This window comes from Brevundimonas sp. (assembly GCF_016463295.1).
In the GTDB taxonomy this organism is placed as follows: Bacteria; Pseudomonadota; Alphaproteobacteria; order Caulobacterales; family Caulobacteraceae; genus Brevundimonas.
In genome coordinates this window covers 1-18,260 of sequence record NZ_JAEMRO010000007.1, presented here as the reverse complement: position 1 = coordinate 18,260, position 18,260 = coordinate 1, and the positions used below count along the sequence as shown (strand labels likewise).

Genomic DNA, 18,260 nt, shown 5'->3' with positions numbered 1-18,260 from the left:
ATGGGCGTCGCCCTGCAATTCGGTCAGGCCCCACCGGGCGTGGATTACCTGTGGCGGCCCACGGCGTTCGGTCTGGTCGTCCATGACGGCAAGCTGGCCTGCGTTCGCGTGGATCGAGGGGAAGGCAGCTATTTCGACCTGCCCGGCGGCGCTGTGGATGGCGATGAGACCGAGGAACAGGCTTTGGTGCGCGAGTTCGTCGAGGAGACGGGCATGACGATCCGTCCAGTGACGCGGATCGCGGAGGCGGGCCAGTTCTTCCTGAAATCCGATGGTGCGCCGATCAACAACGTCGGCGGCTTCTGGATCGCGGAACAGGTTTCGCTCGACCCTGCGTCCAAGGTCGAGGCGGATCACGAACTGGTCTGGCTTGACCCGCATCAGGCCCTGGTCGCCCTGCGGCACCAGGCCCACGCCTGGGCCGTGGCGGTCTGGCTGCGACAAACCGCCTAGGTCAGACCCTCGTGGTTTCGCAGTTTTGGCGGAACCTGATGGCAGCCGAAGGGTTCACTGATCATCGCGATGCCGCAACGGCGTCCTTTTGAATCAAGGAGTTAGTCATGGCCGATCAAGATCAATTCAAGGGTGCCGCCAAGGAAGTCGGCGGCAGCATCAAGGAAGGCCTCGGCAAGATGACCGGCAATGAGCGCCTGGAAGCCGAAGGCAAGGCCGACAAGATGGAAGGCCAGGTCCAGAAAAAGGTCGGCGACGTGAAGTCGGACCTGAAATCCTAAGACCCTCTACCTCGTGATGTCGAAGACGCCGCCCGCTCCCCTCGGGCGGCGTTTTTGCGTGTGGATCAATCGTCGCCGCCCAGCCTGATCCGCAGACCCTGGCTCTCCTCCTCGCCCGGCCGCGTCGAGGTGCAGTTTTCGGTATAGGCGACCCCGCCCTGGGGCAGGCGGGTAGGCCGGGTCTCGCACCGCCGCTCCGTCAGGTCGGGTCCCGCCGGTACGGACCGGGCATTGTTGCAGTTCAGGGCGAAACCCCCGGTCTGCGGGTCGGGCCGACACTGTTCGCGGTCGGCAGCGGGTTTCAGCCCGTCTGGCAGACCTGCGCCCAGATCGGCGGCCAGCGCGCTGCGGATGCGAAACTGACAGGCCTCCAGCGTCTCGCTCGACGGGCGGACATAGGGGCTGCACTCGGCCCGCTCGTAGCCGTAAGGATCTGCCCGCGCCCCCTCGGGCAGGACAGGACGCGGCGCAGCCGGAGCCTGCACAGGCGGTGCGATCGGCGTGGTCCACTGGACCTGACCCGGTGCCGAGGCATTGGGCGCGGCCTGTTGCAGGATGATGGCGAAGACGACGGCGATCATGGTCGGGCTCTCCGAGGACGCAGCCGCTCACATCACGCCGAGGCCGCGCGTCAGGGCCTACCGTGTCAGGGCGCGCATGGCCTTGTCCAGTCCGTCGATCGTCAGGGGATACATGCGATCGTCCATCACCTCGCGGATCAGGCCGACCGAGGCGGAATAGCTCCAGTATTTCTCGGGCGAGGGGTTGAGCCAGGCCGACTTGTCCCACTGCTGGCGCGCGCGTTTCAGCCAGACAGCCCCGGCCTCCTCATTCCAGTGCTCGACCGAGCCGCCGGGCATGGTGATCTCATAGGGAGACATGGTCGCATCGCCGACGAAGATGGCGCGCCAGTCGCCGCCGTATTTGTTCAGCACCTCCCAGGTCGGGATCTTCTCGTTGTGCCGACGCCGGTTGTCCTTCCAGACGCCCTCGTACAGGCAGTTGTGGAAGTAGAAGAACTCCAGATGCTTGAACTCGGTCCTGGCCGCCGAAAACAGCTCCTCGCACAGCTTCACATGGGCATCCATCGATCCGCCGATGTCCAGGAACAGCACGACCTTGATCGTGTTGCGTCGCTCGGGCCGCATCTGGATGTCCAGCCAGCCCTGGCGCGCCGTGCCGTCGATGGTGCCGTCGATGTCCAGCTCGTCCGCCGCGCCCTGCCGCGCGAACCGGCGCAGACGGCGCAGGGCGATCTTGATGTTGCGGGTGCCCAGTTCGACGCTGTCGTCCAGATTGCGATACTCCCGCTTTTCCCAGACCTTGACCGCGCGGCCCTGCTTCGCCGGTCCGCCGATGCGCACGCCCTCGGGGTTGTAGCCGCCGTGGCCGAACGGGCTGGTGCCGCCCGTCCCGACCCATTTGTTGCCGCCCTCGTGCCGCTTCTGCTGCTCTTCCAGACGCTGTTTCAGCGTCTCCATCAGCTTGTCGAACCCGCCCAGCGCCTCGATCTGGGCCTTCTCCTCGTCGGTCAGAAACTTCTCGTTCAGCAGACGCAGCCAGTCCTCGGGCACATCGACGCTCGGCTCATCGCCCGCGCCGACGGTCTCGACCCCCTTGAACACCTTGCCGAAGACCTGATCGAACCGGTCGTAGTGTTTCTCGTCCTTCACCAGAACCGCGCGGGACAGATGGTAGAAGTCCTCGACCTGACCGCCTGCCACGTCCCTGTCCATGGCCTCCATCAGATGCAGCCATTCCTTGGTCGAAACCGGAACCTTGGCGTCGCGCAGGGCAGTGAAGAACGGCAGGAGCATCTGGAATGCTTATCAGAGCTTTCTCGCCAGCCCAATCGCGGCACAACGCTTGCTTGCGGCAACGGCTAGCGACCTGAGCTGATGATCTCCCAGCCTCCGGGGATTGCGGCACCGAAAGCAAAGGTCGCTGTCACAGAGACGTCCGGATCATTCGCTTCGCCCGTCGCACGAACCTTGAAAGACCAATCGCCAATATTGCGAAGGACCACGACGGTAGTTCGGGGTTGTCCATTGCGCTCGGCCTTAAAGACACCGACCAGAGGCGGCTCCTGTCCTTCTATGTTCGCTGTGCGTACGCTGCCCTCTACCGGCACTACGTTTTGCCAGTTTTCTCGAACGTCCCGAACTGCGCTGCCGAACAGCTGCTCTTGGGTGTATCGTTGAGGATAACGTGTGGCGAAGTTCGTCACATAGGTCGAGCCCCACCAAGCTCCACAACTCGCGTCATCTCCGCGTCGCGGCCCATCTTCTCTTGTCGGATAAAGATTTACTGCGTTGCGAGGATCGCCCATCATGAACGAGCACACCATCCCACTGGGCTTGTGACGCGCCTGGGGCGTGTCAGTGGTCGTTACGTTCTCGAAAAACTCTGCCGCCTCGCTTCGATCAATGATGGCTTGCGCTTCTGCCCGGGCGGATTCGATCTGCGTCGCTGTTGGCGGTGCCTTTGTCTGATCCGATGACGGTTCCTGAGTAGAAACTGTAGTGAGCGCAGCGGCGAAAATCAGACCTGTTAGCATGAGGCTCTCCTGACAACTTCAGATCAAGCCATCTCGGCGGCACCACATCAACCCACTATTCCTGACACCGTCTATCCCCGGCGCAGGATGAACTCATGATCCACCCAGCGACCGACGGGATAGTCATACTCCCCGGCCTTCTCGAACCCATAGGCGGCATACAGCTTTTGCGCCTTTTCGTTACCGCTCCAGACACCGATCCAGAGGGGGCCGTCGGTGTGGGCCTGCATCCAGGCCAGGGCGATCTCCAGCAGGCGAGTGCCCAGACCCATCCCCTGCGCGGCCTTCGCCACATACAGGCGTCGCAGCTCGGCGTGGCTGGCGCGGCCGTCCGGATGGGGCAGGGTGTTGGGGCCGGTGTTGGCGAAGGCCAGCAGCCGACCGTCCGCGCCTTCTGCCACCCACCAGCCACTGCCGGGCTCCTGCATCTTCTTGGCGGTCGCCTCCGGGCTGAAGCTGGCGTCCAGAAAGGCCTCGAGGTCCTCGACCGGGTAGGGGATGCCGAAGCCGGTGACGAAGGTGTCGACGAAGGTCTGGCGGCCCAGCGCGCCCAGGGCGGCGGCGTCGTCGAGGCGGGCGGGGCGGATGATGGCATCGGTCATGGTCCGGCGATAAGGCTTGCGCGGACAGGCGACAAGGGCGCGGCTGGGCCCTATCCTGCCGTCCATGAGCGTGCCCCTGTTCACCCATCCCGATATGATCGAGCACCGGCCGGGCGTCGGTCACCCCGAGCGGCCCGAACGCCTGGCGGCCGTGCTGGAGGCCCTGGCCGATGCCGGACTGGATCGCGACACGCGGGCGGCGACGGAAGCGTCGGTCGAGGATCTGGAGCGGCTTCACCCCGCCGACTATGTCGCCCGTCTGATCGGGGCCTCGCCCGCGACGGGTCTGGCGCAGCTGGATGCCGACACGATCCTGTCGCCGGGCAGCATCCGCGCGGCGCGCCTGTCGGCCGGGGCTATCGTCGATGCGGTGCGCGCCATCGCGCGGGGCGAGACGAACCGTGCCTTCGCCGCCGTGCGTCCGCCCGGCCACCATGCGGAGCCGGATCGCGCCATGGGCTTCTGCCTGTTCTCCAACGTCGCCGTCGCCGCGCGTGTGGCCCAGAGCGAGGGGCTGGCCCGGGTCGCCGTCATCGATTTCGACGTCCACCACGGCAACGGCACCCAGGCCGCGTTCGAGAATGACGACAGCCTGTTCCTGGGCTCCATCCACCAGATGCCGCTGTATCCCGGCACCGGCGCGGCGTCGGAAACTGGCGTCGGCAATATCGTCAATGTGCCGGTTCCGCCCCATTCGGCACGCGAGGCCTGGCGGGCCGGCTTCTCCGGTGGGCTGATGCCGGCGCTGGATGCCTTCCGGCCCGACCTGATCCTGATCTCGGCCGGGTTCGACGCCCACCGCCGCGATCCCTTGGCGCATCAGTCGCTGGAGGCGGAAGATTTCGCCTGGGCCACGCGGGCCGTGATCGAGGTCGCGCGGTCCCGATGCGGCGGAAAGGTTGCGGCCTCGCTCGAGGGCGGTTACGACCTAGAGGGGCTCGGCCGTTCGGCCCGGGCCCACGTCCAGGCGCTGGGGGAGGACTAAGGGTCGGATCGCGTTCGCTTTATCCGCCTGTTGCTCATGTCGAACCCCGCCGTTGATTCTCTTCCGACCGAGAGGGCGTCCGCTGTCGCTCCGGTGCGACCCGGTGCCATCACCCTGGCCCGGCACGGCGAGCCTGCGCTGTCGCGCCAGTGCCTGCTGACCTCGGACCAGTATCGCGACTGGTGGGCCAAGTACGAAGTGGGCGGTCTGAAGGCGGGCCAGACCCCGCCGCCCGAACTGCTGGCGACGGCCCAGGGCGCGGGCATCATCTATGCCTCGACCCGCCGCCGGGCCCAGGAAACCGCCACGGCCGTCTCGGCCGGGCGCGAGGTCGTGTCCGATGTGCTGTTCATCGAGGCCCCTCTGCCGCCGCCGCATTTCCCCAGCTGGTTCAAGCTGCCGCCCAAATACTGGGGCGGCGTCGCACGCTTCTGGTGGCACGCCTTCAACCACCACGAGGGCCAGGAAACGCGCCTCGAGGCCGAGGCCCGCGCCGAGACCGCCGCCCGGACCCTGATCGCACGGGCCGAAACCGGCGAGGATGTGCTGGTCCTCGCGCACGGCTATTTCAACCATATGGTCGGCAAGCGGCTGAAGGCCGACGGCTGGTCGCTGGTTCACAACCAGGGCTTTCGATATTGGAGCCAGCGGCGCTACGAGAAAAACTGATTGTCGCCACACGGTGGAAATCCCCGTTGAAGCGAAACCACACCGCCTCTAGGGTCGCCGGCGATGACCGACGTGACCCCTCTTTCCGCCGACCTCAGCTTCGAAGACGCGCTTCAGCGTCTGGAGCAGATCGTGTCCAAGCTCGAATCCGGACAGGCTCCGCTGGAGGAGTCCATCGCCCTGTATGAAGAGGGCGCGCGGTTGAAGGCCCATTGCGAGACCCGTCTGAAAGCCGCCCAGCTGCGGGTCGAGAAGATCGTCGTCGGCCCCGACGGCCAGGCGAAGGGCGTCGAACCGGCAGATTTCGGCTGATGGCCTCGGTCGCGCCCCAGATCACTTTCGACGACTTCATGAAGGTCGACATACGCATCGGCCAGGTCGTCGCCGCGGAAGCGTTCCCGGAGGCGCGCAAGCCTGCCTACAAGCTCAACATCGACTTCGGCTCAGACATCGGGGTCAAGCGGTCCTCGGCCCAGATCACGGCCCACTACACGCTTGACGAACTGGTCGGCCGCAAGGTCGCCGCCGTCGTCAACTTCCCGCCGCGTCAGATCGGGCCGGTCATGTCCGAGGTGCTGACCCTGGGCTTTCCCGACGCCGACGGAGAGGTCGTGCTGGTCGGGGTCGATCGTGACGCCGTGATCGGAGGGCGATTGTTCTGATGTCCACGCCCGCCGCCCTCCATGCCGCCAACTCGCCCGAGCAGGGCGTGATCGACCGCGTCGCCCAGATCGCCGATCTGGTCACCGTCGCCCTGGATCAGCTGCTGCCGCGCGCCGACGGCCCTGAATCCCGCCTGACCGAAGCCATGCGCTATGCGGCTCTGGGGCCGGGCAAGCGGTTGCGGCCCTTCTTCGCGATCGAGGCGGCGACGCTGTTCGACATCGAGGAACAGCCCGTCCTGCGCGCCGCCTGCGCCCTGGAATGCGTCCATGCCTACAGCCTGGTCCATGACGACCTGCCGGCCATGGACAATGACGACATGCGGCGCGGGCGACCCACGCTGCACAGGGCCTATGACGAGGCGACCGCCATCCTGGCGGGCGATGCGCTGCAGACCGCCGCCTTCGACATTCTCCTGCACCCCGACACCCACGAGGACGCCGACATCCGCTGCGATCTGGCCGCGCGTCTGTCGCTCGCCTCGGGCGCGCGCGGCATGGCCGGGGGGCAGATGATCGACCTGCTGGGCGTGCGCGACGACCTGGGCGGCGTGGCGCGGATGCAGCGGCTGAAGACCGGGGCCCTGTTCACCTACGCCTTCGAGATTCCCCTGATCATCGCCCGCGCTCGCGACAGCCATGTCCAGGCGCTGACCAGCTTCGCGCACGACATCGGCCTGGCCTATCAGATCGTCGACGACCTGCTGGACGTCGAGGGCGATGAGGACATTCTGGGCAAGGCGGCCAACAAGGATGCGGCCCAGGGCAAGACCAATTTCGTCACCCTGCTGGGCGTCGAGGCGGCGCGACAGAGGGTCGCGCATCTGGCCGATCAGGCCCGGTCTCACCTGAATGTCTTCGGCTCCGATGCCGAAATCCTCAAGGCGAGTGTGGACTTCGTGCTAAAGCGCAGGTCCTGATAGGAAACGTCCCGTTCGTCCGCGGGTTAGAAGTCCGTGCCGTCGCCCAAGGTTTTTGAATGCCCGTTACCCCGCTGCTCGACCAGGTCACCTATCCCGCCGACACGCGCGGGTTCGACATTCCACAGCTGCGTCAGCTGGCGGACGAGGTCCGGGCCGAAACCATCGACGCCGTCTCCGTCACCGGAGGGCATCTGGGCGCGGGTCTGGGCGTCGTCGAACTGACCGTCGCCCTGCACCATGTGTTCGAGACGCCCAGGGACATCCTGATCTGGGACGTCGGGCACCAATGCTATCCGCACAAGATCCTGACCGGGCGCCGGGACCGCATCCGCACCCTGCGCCAGCCCGGCGGGCTGTCGGGCTTCACCAAGCGCAGCGAGAGCGAATACGACCCGTTCGGCGCGGCCCATGCCTCGACGTCGATCAGCGCGGCGCTCGGCTTTGCCGCCGCCCGCGATCAGAAGGGCGAAAACAATCGCGTCGTAGCCGTCATCGGCGACGGCTCCATGTCCGCCGGCATGGCCTATGAGGCGATGAACAACGCCGCCGAGACGACCAACGGCCAGCTGATGGTCATCCTCAACGACAACGACATGTCCATCGCGCCGCCGGTCGGGGGCATGAGCGCCTATCTGGCCAAACAGGTGTCGGGCGGGGCCTATCAGAACTTCCGCCGCCTGGGCAAAAAGGTCGCCGAACACATGCCGCGCCCCTTCCGCAATGCGGCGCGCAAGGCCGAGGAATATGCCCGCGGCATGATCACCGGCGGCACCTTCTTTGAGGAGCTGGGCTTCTACTACATCGGCCCGGTCGACGGCCACGACATGGACAATCTGGTCCCGATCCTGAAGAACGCCGCCGCCATCACCGACCGGCCCGTGGTCGTCCACGTCGTGACGCAAAAGGGCAAGGGCTATGCCCCGGCCGAAAGCAGCGCGGACAAGCTGCATGCCGTGGTCAAGTTCGACGTCGTCTCCGGCAAACAGTCCAAGAGCGTCTCCAACGCGCCCAGCTACACCAAGGTGTTCGGTACCGAGCTTATCAAGCGGGCCCGGATCGACCCGTCCATCGTCGCCATCACCGCCGCCATGCCGTCCGGGACCGGTCTGGACCTGTTCGGTCAGGCCTTCCCCGAGCGCACCTATGACGTCGGTATCGCGGAACAGCATGCCGTGACCTTCGCCGCCGGTCTGGCCGCCGACAGGATGAAGCCGGTCTGCGCCATCTATTCGACCTTCCTGCAGCGTGGCTATGACCAGGTCGTGCACGACGTGGCCATCCAGAAGCTGCCCGTACGCTTTGCCATGGACCGCGCCGGTCTGGTCGGGGCCGACGGCGCGACCCACGCCGGCTCGTTCGACATCGGCTATATGGGCGCTCTGCCCGGCATGGTCCTGATGGCCGCAGCGGATGAAGCTGATCTGGCCGCCATGATCGCCACGTCGCTGGAGATTGACGACCGTCCATCGGCCTTCCGCTATCCGCGCGGTGACGGGGTAGGCGTGGAGATTCCGGAACTGTCCGCCCCGCTTGAGATCGGCAAGGGCCGGATCGTGCGCGAAGGCACATCTGTGGCCATCCTGTCTCTGGGCACCCGGTTGCAGGAATCGCTTAAGGCCGCCGATCTGCTGGCCGCGCGCGGCGTCTCGGCCACGGTCGCCGACGCCCGCTTCGCCAAGCCGCTGGACGCCGACCTGATCCTTCGCCTCGCTCGCGAGCACGAATGCCTGATCACGGTGGAGGAGGGGGCCATGGGGGGCTTCGGCGCCTTCGTCCTGCAACTGCTGGCCGAGAAGGGCGCACTGGATACGGGGCTGAAGATCCGCACCCTGCACCTGCCCGACATCTTCCAGGATCAGGACAACCCCGCCGCCATGTATGCGACGGCAGGCCTGAACGCGGATCACATCGCTGCTGCGGCCCTGCAGGCGATGGGCGTCGGCACCGACCGTGGCGCGGTCAGGGCCTGAGTTATCGGGCCGCGCAGGCGGCGAAGAAGCCCTCGGTCGTTGCCCACATCCGGGGTGACACGACCGCTTCATAGGTCTGCCCCCCAGCCGTCACGGCGATCCTCGCGATCTCGCGGAAGGACTGGATCACCGGGTCTTCCAGGCTCATGGCGGCCAGCATGAAGCGCCGCTCGCCCTGATCCGCACTGGGGCCTTCGCTCGCCAGGTCGTAGACCGCGCTGTGCTGGCCCGAAGACACGGTGACGGATGTCTGGTCCGGCGTCAGGGCGTCGTGGGTCAGCGTCAACTGACCCGACCCGCCCTCGCAGATGAACATCAGGCTCTGGCCCTGCGCATTCATGTTCACCAGCATGCGACCGTCTCCGTCGCCGAAGGTGAACCACTGGTCGCTGAAGTCCGGACGGGGCGTGTCCTGACCGAGGGCACCGTGCGCGATGGACCCCCTCAGATCGGGTGCCGCCGCCGTCATCAGGATCAGACCCAAGCCATAGGTCAGAAGTGTCGTGGAAAATGTCATGGGATGGTGCTCCGTCTCAGCCGTTGCAGAAGGCCATGAAGCTGATGATCTTTGTGCGCGCACCGGAGTTGGGATGGGCGACCATATCGGTGGTGCGGCCCTCCACGGTCATGCGAAGCCAGCCGCTGTCCCGGAAGGCTTCCAGGGTCGGATCGTTTCCAGCCAGTTCGACGGTCACATACTGACCACCGCCCAATTCATCGGCCACCGCCTCCTTGACCGGATAGGTTCTGCTGATCCCATCGGACTCCAGGGTGACGGTCCGCACATCTGTGCCGGACGTCTGGGTGCCCGCGAAGATGCGGCGACCGGTTTCCTCGCACGACAGGTTCAGGGGCTGATCGTCGGTATCGGGGACTTCATAGGCCAGGACCATGGACCGCTCCCGCCCCTCGGCGTTCAGCCGGGTGTCCCAGTCATAGCCCTCATTGGGCAGGGGGCGAGACGCCGTCTGCGGGGGCAGGGCGTCCGCAGCCGTCTCGACCGGTGCGGCCTCGACGGCTTCGGCGACAGGGGCTGTCGGGGCCGGCGTATCGGGCGCATCATTGCTGGCCGCAGGCCCGCAGGCGCCCAGAAGCCCCGCGACACAGGCGGCCAGGGTCAGGGACGATCGCATGGTCATGGCGGCTCCTCGGAAGAGCCTTCTTGATAACGGGCTCAGGTGTGGGGGTCATCCACCTCATCGCGCATCGTCAGAAGGCGTCAGCTTTGCGACAGGCCGATCCGGCAGGTCCTGACCCGATGCAGCCGCACAAACGCAGCGACCGTTCGCCACGTCCCGGTGCGCGCGCAACAAACGACCGCATTTTCAACGAGATATCAAATCTTGCGCCGTCTTGACCGATGGCGGTCCCGCCTATAGGTTCCGCGCCGAATTCAGACCCCGTTCCAGAGTGGTTTTGCCACCTCAGGGACCCTGATCCAGCAGGCCCATGTCAACCCAACCGGAATCGCGCGAAGAGGCAGTCGCACGCCTCAACCGAAGCGCATCCGAACTGGAGGCGCGGACCACGTCAGACAAGACCGCCGATGCGGTCGCTCAGGCGGTGGCGGGCAAGGCGTACCGGATCGTCGCCGAGCTGATCGGTGGCGTGCTGGTGGGTCTGGGGCTGGGCTTCGTCATCGACCTGCTGGTCGGGTCGTCGCCCTGGGGACTGATCGGCGGGACCCTGTTCGGGTTCGCCGTATCGATATGGATGGCGTGGCGGACGACGAAACGTCTGCAGGCCGAAGCTGATGCGGCCGGGGTGGTTCCGAAATCCATCCCGTTCGATGACGAAGACGAGGAGCGATAGGCCTTGGCCGATCCGATCAAACAGTTCGAAGTGCACCCCCTGCCGGGCATGAGTTTCGGCGAGGTGACGCTGCCTGTGCTGGGCACCCAGCAGATCGCGATCACCAATTCGCATCTGGCCATGACGGCTGCGTTCGGCCTGGTCGTCCTGTTCCTGTTTCTGGTGACCTCGAATGCCAAGGTGGTTCCGGGTCGCCTCCAGTCGGCGGGCGAGACCCTGTTCGGCATGATCGACGGCGTGACCGATTCGATCATCGGCCACGAGGGCCGCAAATATTTCCCCTTCGTCTTCACCCTGTTCACCCTGGTGCTGGGCATGAATCTGCTGGGGATGTTCCTGACCTTCACGGCGACGTCGCAGCTGGCGGTTACGCTGACCCTGGCCCTGATCACCATCCTGCTGGTGATCGGCATCGGGTTCGTGAAGCACGGCCTGGGCTTCTTCCTCCTGTTCTGGCCGACCAGCGCGCCGCTGGCGATCCGGCCGGTCGTGGGCCTGATCGAGTTCCTGTCCTTCCTGCTGCGTCCTGTTACCCTGGCGCTTCGTCTATTCGGCAACATGCTGGGCGGGCACATCGCGCTGAAGATCTTCGCCGGTTTCGTGGTGTCCATGGGTGGCCTTGCGGCCGCTGGTGGCCTGGGCCTGCTGGGTCTGCCGGTCGCCGCCCTGTCGATGGGCATGGTCGTCGGACTGACCGCGCTCGAGTTTCTGGTGGCCTTCCTGCAGGCCTTCGTCTTCGCCGTTCTGGCCAGCATCTATCTGAACGATGTGGTCAACCTGGGCCACGGGCATTAAGCCTCCGGTCCAGCCTTCACCCTTTCTCTTTCCAACCCTGACTGAATAGGAAACCCGTCATGGAAGCTGAATCCTTCAAATACTTCGGTATCGGCCTGGCCACCCTGGGCATGCTCGGCGCCGGCATCGGCGTGGGCAACATCTTCGGCAACTTCCTCGCCGGCGCCCTGCGCAACCCTTCGGCCGCCGCTTCGCAAGTCGGCAACCTGTTCGTGGGTGCCGCCCTGGTCGAAGCCCTGGGCATCCTGGCCTTCGTGCTGGGCATCCTGGCCTGGCTGGGCTGAGGCATACGCCTCGGTGATTTCGGGCGACGCAAGGGCTTCGGGCCGTTGCGTCGCCTTTGCCTTTTGAACAGCTGACAGACACTCATGGCTACTGACCCTCAAAGCGAAAGCGCCGCGCACGGCACTGCCACGACCGAAGCCGCCCACGGTGGTGGTGAGGCAGGCGGCCTGCCTCAGTTCGACACCTCGGTCTGGGGTGGGCAGATCATCTATCTGCTGTTCCTGTTCGTCGTCCTGTATCTGCTGATTTCCAAGGTCTTCGCGCCGCGTCTGCGCAAGGTCATGGACGAGCGGGCCACCACCATTTCCACCGCCATCGCGACCGCCCGTCAGGTCCAGGCCGAGGCCGCCGAACAGGCCGCCGTGGCCAAGGCCGAGGTCGAGCAGGCCCGTGCCAGCGCCCGCGCGACCGCCGTCGCCGCCCGCGCCCGCGTGACGGAAGAGGCCAACGCTCGTGCCGCCGCCGAAGAAGAGATCGTCAACGCCCGCATCGCCGAGGCCGAGACCGCCATCGGCAAGACCCGCGACGCCGCCATGGTCCACGTCGGCACCATCGCCTCGGACACCGTGGTCTCCATCGTCGATCGCCTGACCGGCAAGGCCCCGACGGCCGCCGAGGCCGCCGCCGCCGTCAAGGGAGCCGCCTGACATGAACATGTTCCTGGAAGAGGGCGTCTGGGCCTGGGACAGCGCCGAGCTGTGGGTCGGCATCGGCCTGCTGCTGTTCTTCGCCATCCTTCTATGGGCCGGCGTACACAAGCTGGTCGCGCAACAACTGGACGCCAAGGCGTCCAAGATCCAGACCGAGCTGGACGAGGCCGCGCGTCTTCGGGCCGAGGCCGAGGCCCTGCTGGCCCAAATTCGTGCCGAAAAGGCCGAGGCCGAGGCCCAGGCCGCCGAGATGATGCGCGCCGCCGAAGCCGACGCCCGCACCATGGAAGCCGAGGCCAAGGTCAAGCTGGAAGAGACCCTAGCGCGCCGTCAGGCCCTGGCCGAACGCCGCATCGCCCAGGCCGAGGCCCAGGCCACGGCCGAGGTCAAACAGGCCGCCGCCGACCTGGCCATCAAGGCCGCCGAACAGATGCTGACGGCCCGCGCCGCTGGCCAGAAGAGCGACCCCCTGCTGGACGCCGCCATCGCCCAGATCGGCACGCGCCTGAACTAGGCCGGTCTGCGGCTTCGAACGATCAAGGCCCGCCGGTGCACCCGGCGGGCCTTTTCGTATCAGTGGGCCGGGTGGGCTCCCACCACGGCATGGGCGCGCTTCTCGCGCTCCACCAGCCGGGAATAGACCGTGCCCAGCACGATGCCGAAGACGATGTGCGTCACCAGCATCCACCCCAGGGTCGCCATATTGGACCCCAGGACCTGGGAGTCTCCGATGAAGAAGACGCCCAGCATCATCACGACCCAGGCCCCCACGGCGAAGACGATGCCCTTGGTTTCGGCCGTATCGGTCGGCAGGCGCGGACACAGCACCCCGAACAGAGACCCCAGGATAAAGGTCCCCGAGAACAGGTGGATGGCCCAGCCGGCCGCCAGATTACCGTCCATGCCCAGCAGGCTTGCGACCATTCCGGGGAATGGCTGGAACATGGAGTTGAGGGCGAAGATATTGACCGCCTCCAGTATGGAGATAACCAGTGTCGCCACAAAGCCGGCGACGATTCCCTTTTTTACGCGTGACATCATGACCTTGGCGCCTCCCAACGCTCGTTCTGGTGCTTGATAACGCAAGAGGGAGCATACGCCTGTTGCGCGCGCCGGAATTCACATTCCCGTGCTTCGCGAGTGCGAGATCAGGCGAAGCGGACGCCGGTCATCTGTTCAGAGGCCGTCCAGAGGCGCGCGGCGACGTCGGCGTCCAGCGCCTGCGGCTCGGCCTTGGCTGGGCCTGGCGGTCCCTTGAGCTCGTTCAACTGTGTCGCGCCAAGATAGGCTCCGCCTTGAATAGTGGGATCGGTTGCGGCCATCAGGATCGGCAGGGCCCCGTCCGCGGCCGAATGGCTGATCAGCGGCTCGATCAGGGGCCTGAATATGTAGCGCAGGCCCGCGCGCGCGATCGGCGAGCGCACCAGCGGACCGTTCTCGATCAGGCCCGTGCGGGCATAGCCGGGATGCGCCACGACACTGGTCAGGCCCCAGCCGTTGGCCGCGCTGCGTCGATCCAGTTCCAGACCGAACATCAGCATCGCCAGCTTCGACTGCCCATAGACCGGCCAGGGCTCGTAGCCATGGGTCCAGTTCAGATCGTCCAGCCGTATCTGGCCGCGTCGGTGCGCGATACTGGATAGCTGGACCACCCGCGCCTTGCCGGCGTGGAGAAGCGGCAGAAGCCGCGCGGTCAGGGCGAAATGGCCCAGATAGTTGGTGGCCAGTTGCATCTCGAAGCCGTCTTCGGTCACCTCACGTGTCGGCAGCATCATGACGCCGGCGTTGTTGACCAGGATATTGATCGGTTTGCCGTCGTCGAGGAATCGCTGGGCGAACTCGGCGACGGAAGCCTGACGTGACAGGTCCAGGGCTTCGAAGCGGACCTTGGCGGACGGAACGGCGGCGCGAATGCGGGCGATGGCGTCCTCGGCCTTTCGGGCATTGCGCGCAGCGATGACGACCTTGGCCCCCTTCTGCGCCAGAACCAGTGCTGTCTCAAAGCCCGTGCCGCTGTTTGAGCCCGTGACGATGGCCAGCTTTCCGGTCTGATCGGGAATGTTCGCTATCGTCCAGTTCGTCATGGGGTCTATCCTGCACGCCTGATGTGACGAGGAGCCGTCGGGTTGCAATATCTGCACCCAATGCAAATATGCAAGGCATGCAAGAAAAGATTTTGCCGCTTGGCGGTGGCCTTCGCGATCGCAAGCGGGCCGAGACCCATGCGCGTATTCAGAAGGCTGCCATGGCCCTGTTCTTCGAGCAGGGCTTTGAGGCAACAACCCTGGACCAGATTGCCGCCCGAGCGTGTGTCTCGCGCCGCAGCCTGTTCCACTATTTCGCGTCCAAGGAGGAGATCGTCTTCTCCACCAAGGCTGGCCTCGGCCAATTGATCGCCGACGCCGTCGCGCTTCGCCCGGCAGATGAGCCGCTGCTGACGATGGCCGAGAACGCCCTGACCGACATGGCCGCCAACTTTCAGGGGCCGGAGCCGAGAGCCCTGGCCCGCCTGATCCACGAGACGCCCGCGCTGCGTAGTGGCGACCATGCCAAATACGAAGGTCTGGAGCGCGTTCTAAGCCAGGCCCTGGCGCAACGCTCGGGGAGGTCGTTGCAGGACGCAGAGGTCCAGGTCGTCGCAACGACGGCCATCGGCATCCTGCGCAACGCGATCGAGCGGTGGCTGGCCGCAGATGATGGCAGGGGTCCGGAAGTCTGGGGTCAGGAAGCGTTCGCGGCGCTCAGAACTGCGGCCCGTCGCTAGGGCGATCCCGCGATACAGTCTCTGGTCACCGCTCCGAACCCCCGTATATTGCCACGATGAAAGCACGTTTCCTCTGGCGGGCCCATCGGGCGCGTCTGCTCGACCAGTCGGCCGAACTGGGCCTGATCCGACGCCATATCCAGCCGGGCGATCTGGTCTGCGACGTCGGGGCCAACAAGGGCAGTTATCTGTACTGGATGGCGCGCTGGGCCGACAGGGCCGTGGCCTTCGAACCCCAGCCCGGCCTGGCCGACTATCTGCAGTCGCTCGTACGGACGCTGCCGATGCGCAATGTGACGGTCGAACAGAAGGGCGTGTCCGACCGATCCGGCGTGCTGCAGCTGTATACGCCGTCGGTCAATTCGCCGGAGGCCAGTCTGGTGCCCATCGCGGGGGCCGAGACCATCCAGGTCCCCGTCGTCTCACTGGACGCCTATTTCCAGCCCTCGCAGCGCGTGGCCCTGCTGAAGGTCGATGTCGAAGGTGCGGAGCTGGGCGTGTTTTGCGGCGCGGAACGCATCCTGACCCAGGACCGTCCCGTTCTGCTGTTCGAATGCGAGCAGAGGCACCTGCCGCAGGGGTCGGTGTTCGACTGCTTCCGACATCTGGAGGCGCGCGGCTATCGCGGATGGTTCATCCACGGCAAGGCGCTGAAGCCCGTGGCCGAGTTCGATCTGACCATCCACCAGAACGCCTCCGGCGAGCGGTTCTGGCGCTCGCCGGATTACTGCAACAACTTCTTCTTCAAGCCCGAATGAACTGAGCGCTCATTCCGCCGCGATGTTCGAGACTTGCGGCGCGGTCCAGCGCAGGACGGGCGCGCGGGCGGCGCGGGTTTCGTCCAGCCGCTTCATCGGCGCATGGAACGGTGCACCCTTGAAGCGGTCGACATCGCCGGCCTTGGCGGCCCCGGCCAAGGCCCGCATCGCCTCGATGAAGCGATCCAGCTCCTGCTTCGATTCCGTCTCGGTCGGCTCGATCAGCATGGCCCCGTGGACGACCAGGGGGAAATACATGGTCATGGGGTGGAAGCCCTCGTCGATCATCGCCTTGGCGAAGTCGAGCGTGGTGATGTCCGTGCCCTTCAGCCATTCGTCGTCGAACAGGGCCTCGTGCATGCAGGGGCCGTCGGGGAAGGCGGCGCTCATCACGTCCGACAGGCGGGCCTTGATGTAGTTGGCGTTCAGGACCGCGTCCTCGGCCACCTGACGCAGGCCGTCAGCGCCGTGGCTCATCATGTAGCTGAGCGCGCGCGTGTACATGCCCATCTGACCCTGGAAGGCGCACAGGCGGCCAAAGGCCTGAGCCGCCTCATCTTCCTCGCGCTCGATCAGACGATAGCCATTGGCGTCATGCACGACCCACGGCGCGGGCGCGAACGGGGCCAGAGCCTCCGACAGCACCACCGGACCCGCGCCCGGCCCGCCACCGCCGTGCGGGGTGGAGAAGGTCTTGTGCAGATTGATGTGCATCGCATCGACGCCCAGGTCGCCCGGACGCACCCGCCCGACGATGGCGTTGAAGTTGGCCCCGTCGCAGTAGAAGTAGGCCCCGGCCTCGTGCGTCAGGCGGCTGATCTCCAGAATATCTCGCTCGAACAGGCCGCAGGTGTTGGGGTTGGTCACCATGATGGCGGCCACGTCGTCACCCAGCTTGGCGGCCAGATCGGCCACATCGACGCGGCCGTCGTCGGTCTGGGCCACTTCCACGACCGTATAGCCCACGAAGGCGGCCGTGGCCGGGTTGGTGCCGTGCGCCGACGTCGGCACCAGCACCTTGCGGCGCTTCTCGTGCTCGCCGGACGCCTCGTGGGCGGCACGGATGGCCATCAGACCGCACAGTTCGCCGTGCGCGCCCGCCTTGGGCGACAGGGCCACGGCCGGCATGCCGGTCAGGGTCGTCAGCCAGTGCGACAGCGTATCCATCAGCTCCAGCGCGCCCTGCACCGTCGAGATCGGCTGCAGCGGGTGAATGTCGGAGAAGCCGGGCAGGCGCGCCATCTTCTCGTTCAGGCGCGGATTGTGCTTCATCGTGCACGAGCCCAGCGGATAGATGGCCAAGTCGATGGCGTGGTTCTTCTGCGACAGCCGCACATAGTGGCGCATGGTCTCAGGCTCAGACAGGCCCGGCAGGCCGATCGGATCCTTGCGGACCAGGTCGCCCAGGTCCGATCCATCCGTCTTCGGCTCCGGCAGATCGACACCCGTCTTGCCCCAGCCATCGCTCTCGAAGATCAGATGCTCGTTCTGCAGCAGGCCGCGCCCGCCGGTCAGGGTGGCGGGTTTCGAGGTGACCGCATTCGGAGTGGTCGGGCGGCCGATGGTGTTCATGGTGCTCATGGTTCAGCCCTCCGATCCGGCGGCGAGGAATTTCGTCAGCGCCTTGGCCAGTATCTGGATATCGACATCGCGCGTCGTCTCGGTCGCGGCGACCAGCAGGACGTCGTCCATACCGGCATCCGGGGCCAGGCGGCTGTAGGGCACACCGGCCAGCAGGTGATGCGACGCCAGCTGATCGACCACCTCGGCGGCGGGCTTCGGCAGGCGCACCGCGAACTCGTTGAAGAAGCGCGGGGTCAGGACTTCGACGCCCGGAATGGCGGCCAGGGCATCGCGGGTCGCCAGTGCCTTCTCGTGGTTCAGCAGGGCCAGTTTGCGCAGGCCCGTCTCGCCCAGCAGGCTCATGTGGATGGTGAAGGCCAGGGTGCACAGGCCCGAGTTGGTGCAGATGTTCGACGTCGCCTTGTCGCGGCGGATGTGCTGCTCGCGGGTCGACAGGGTCAGGACGAAGCCCCGCTCGCCATCCGCATCCACCGTCTCGCCGCACAGGCGACCGGGCATCTGGCGCACCAG

General features: G+C 66.0%; 24 protein-coding genes and 1 pseudogene. 15 read left to right on the top strand and 10 right to left on the bottom strand.

What is annotated here, in order from left to right:
- A complete protein-coding gene (locus JHC81_RS03550) occupies positions 1-453 on the top strand; it encodes an NUDIX domain-containing protein (RefSeq protein WP_292170732.1) in 453 nt (150 codons plus the stop codon).
- 107 nt (positions 454-560) lie between these two features.
- The gene (locus JHC81_RS03545) at positions 561-734 is read left to right on the top strand and encodes a CsbD family protein (protein ID WP_292170729.1); all 174 of its coding nucleotides are present in this window, start codon (positions 561-563) and stop codon (positions 732-734) included.
- A 65-nt stretch (positions 735-799) separates the two neighbouring features.
- On the opposite strand, the gene JHC81_RS03540 is transcribed toward JHC81_RS03545, so the two are convergent.
- The 4 genes from JHC81_RS03540 to JHC81_RS03525 form a co-directional block, all read right to left on the bottom strand.
- Positions 800-1,315: a hypothetical protein gene (locus JHC81_RS03540; protein ID WP_292170727.1), complete on the bottom strand. Its 516-nt coding sequence runs from the start codon at positions 1,313-1,315 to the stop codon at positions 800-802.
- 57 nt (positions 1,316-1,372) lie between these two features.
- On the bottom strand, positions 1,373-2,551 hold the full coding sequence (locus JHC81_RS03535) for a VWA domain-containing protein (protein ID WP_292170725.1): 1,179 nt from the start codon (positions 2,549-2,551) through the stop codon (positions 1,373-1,375).
- A 65-nt stretch (positions 2,552-2,616) separates the two neighbouring features.
- Positions 2,617-3,291: a hypothetical protein gene (locus tag JHC81_RS03530; protein ID WP_292170723.1), complete on the bottom strand. Its 675-nt coding sequence runs from the start codon at positions 3,289-3,291 to the stop codon at positions 2,617-2,619.
- A 71-nt stretch (positions 3,292-3,362) separates the two neighbouring features.
- Positions 3,363-3,893 (bottom strand): GNAT family N-acetyltransferase, encoded by a 531-nt coding sequence (locus tag JHC81_RS03525; RefSeq protein WP_292170721.1) that lies wholly within the window; start codon positions 3,891-3,893, stop codon positions 3,363-3,365.
- A 64-nt stretch (positions 3,894-3,957) separates the two neighbouring features.
- On the opposite strand from JHC81_RS03525, the gene JHC81_RS03520 reads away from it, so the two are divergent.
- The 6 genes from JHC81_RS03520 to dxs all read left to right on the top strand — a co-directional run bounded on the left by JHC81_RS03520 (position 3,958) and on the right by dxs (position 9,102).
- Positions 3,958-4,878, top strand: a complete 921-nt coding sequence (locus tag JHC81_RS03520; protein WP_292170719.1) for a histone deacetylase family protein — start codon at positions 3,958-3,960, stop codon at positions 4,876-4,878.
- 36 nt (positions 4,879-4,914) lie between these two features.
- The gene (locus JHC81_RS03515) at positions 4,915-5,547 is read left to right on the top strand and encodes a histidine phosphatase family protein (protein ID WP_292170717.1); all 633 of its coding nucleotides are present in this window, start codon (positions 4,915-4,917) and stop codon (positions 5,545-5,547) included.
- A gap of 63 nt (positions 5,548-5,610) precedes the next feature.
- On the top strand, positions 5,611-5,859 hold the full coding sequence (locus JHC81_RS03510) for an exodeoxyribonuclease VII small subunit (RefSeq protein ID WP_292170714.1): 249 nt from the start codon (positions 5,611-5,613) through the stop codon (positions 5,857-5,859).
- Entirely contained in the window at positions 5,859-6,209 is a 351-nt protein-coding gene (locus tag JHC81_RS03505) for a tRNA-binding protein (RefSeq protein WP_292170712.1), read from the top strand. The genes JHC81_RS03510 and JHC81_RS03505 overlap by 1 nt, the downstream gene beginning before the upstream one ends.
- Positions 6,209-7,129 (top strand): polyprenyl synthetase family protein, encoded by a 921-nt coding sequence (locus JHC81_RS03500; RefSeq protein WP_292170710.1) that lies wholly within the window; start codon positions 6,209-6,211, stop codon positions 7,127-7,129. Before JHC81_RS03505 ends, JHC81_RS03500 begins: the two co-directional genes overlap by 1 nt.
- Before the next feature lie 59 nt (positions 7,130-7,188).
- A complete protein-coding gene (gene dxs, locus JHC81_RS03495; RefSeq protein ID WP_292170706.1) occupies positions 7,189-9,102 on the top strand; it encodes a 1-deoxy-D-xylulose-5-phosphate synthase in 1,914 nt (637 codons plus the stop codon).
- A gap of 1 nt (position 9,103) precedes the next feature.
- Here dxs and JHC81_RS03490 read toward each other — a convergent pair whose 3' ends face one another.
- A complete protein-coding gene (locus JHC81_RS03490) occupies positions 9,104-9,619 on the bottom strand; it encodes a hypothetical protein (RefSeq protein WP_292170703.1) in 516 nt (171 codons plus the stop codon).
- Between the two features lie 16 nt (positions 9,620-9,635).
- Positions 9,636-10,241, bottom strand: coding sequence for a hypothetical protein (locus JHC81_RS03485; protein WP_292170700.1), 606 nt, complete (start codon positions 10,239-10,241; stop codon positions 9,636-9,638).
- Positions 10,242-10,551: 310 nt separating this feature from the next.
- Here JHC81_RS03485 and JHC81_RS03480 point away from each other — a divergent pair, with 310 nt between their 5' ends.
- From JHC81_RS03480 to JHC81_RS03460, 5 genes are all read left to right on the top strand, one after another.
- Positions 10,552-10,914 carry an AtpZ/AtpI family protein gene (locus tag JHC81_RS03480; RefSeq protein ID WP_292170698.1) on the top strand — a complete coding sequence of 121 codons (363 nt, stop codon included), beginning with the start codon at positions 10,552-10,554 and terminating at the stop codon, positions 10,912-10,914.
- A gap of 3 nt (positions 10,915-10,917) precedes the next feature.
- Entirely contained in the window at positions 10,918-11,709 is a 792-nt protein-coding gene (locus JHC81_RS03475) for a F0F1 ATP synthase subunit A (RefSeq protein WP_292170696.1), read from the top strand.
- 59 nt (positions 11,710-11,768) lie between these two features.
- Positions 11,769-11,993: a F0F1 ATP synthase subunit C gene (locus tag JHC81_RS03470; protein ID WP_292170694.1), complete on the top strand. Its 225-nt coding sequence runs from the start codon at positions 11,769-11,771 to the stop codon at positions 11,991-11,993.
- An 84-nt stretch (positions 11,994-12,077) separates the two neighbouring features.
- Positions 12,078-12,641, top strand: a complete 564-nt coding sequence (locus JHC81_RS03465) for a hypothetical protein (RefSeq protein ID WP_292170692.1) — start codon at positions 12,078-12,080, stop codon at positions 12,639-12,641.
- A gap of 1 nt (position 12,642) precedes the next feature.
- The gene (locus tag JHC81_RS03460) at positions 12,643-13,158 is read left to right on the top strand and encodes a F0F1 ATP synthase subunit B (protein WP_292170689.1); all 516 of its coding nucleotides are present in this window, start codon (positions 12,643-12,645) and stop codon (positions 13,156-13,158) included.
- A 59-nt stretch (positions 13,159-13,217) separates the two neighbouring features.
- Here JHC81_RS03460 and JHC81_RS03455 read toward each other — a convergent pair whose 3' ends face one another.
- Positions 13,218-13,685, bottom strand: coding sequence for a DUF6789 family protein (locus tag JHC81_RS03455; RefSeq protein ID WP_292170686.1), 468 nt, complete (start codon positions 13,683-13,685; stop codon positions 13,218-13,220).
- 107 nt (positions 13,686-13,792) lie between these two features.
- Positions 13,793-14,728, bottom strand: a complete 936-nt coding sequence (locus JHC81_RS03450; protein ID WP_292170683.1) for an SDR family oxidoreductase — start codon at positions 14,726-14,728, stop codon at positions 13,793-13,795.
- A 77-nt stretch (positions 14,729-14,805) separates the two neighbouring features.
- Between JHC81_RS03450 and JHC81_RS03445 the strand changes: the two genes are divergently transcribed.
- Both JHC81_RS03445 and JHC81_RS03440 read left to right on the top strand, forming a co-directional pair.
- Entirely contained in the window at positions 14,806-15,408 is a 603-nt protein-coding gene (locus JHC81_RS03445) for a TetR family transcriptional regulator (RefSeq protein ID WP_292170682.1), read from the top strand.
- Between the two features lie 56 nt (positions 15,409-15,464).
- A complete protein-coding gene (locus tag JHC81_RS03440; protein ID WP_292170678.1) occupies positions 15,465-16,166 on the top strand; it encodes an FkbM family methyltransferase in 702 nt (233 codons plus the stop codon).
- A gap of 9 nt (positions 16,167-16,175) precedes the next feature.
- Here JHC81_RS03440 and gcvPB read toward each other — a convergent pair whose 3' ends face one another.
- Together gcvPB and JHC81_RS03430 are read right to left on the bottom strand one after the other, a co-directional pair.
- On the bottom strand, positions 16,176-17,738 hold the full coding sequence (gene gcvPB, locus JHC81_RS03435; RefSeq protein WP_292170865.1) for an aminomethyl-transferring glycine dehydrogenase subunit GcvPB: 1,563 nt from the start codon (positions 17,736-17,738) through the stop codon (positions 16,176-16,178).
- A gap of 12 nt (positions 17,739-17,750) precedes the next feature.
- Positions 17,751-18,260: pseudogene (locus JHC81_RS03430) on the bottom strand (glycine dehydrogenase); the annotation flags it as partial.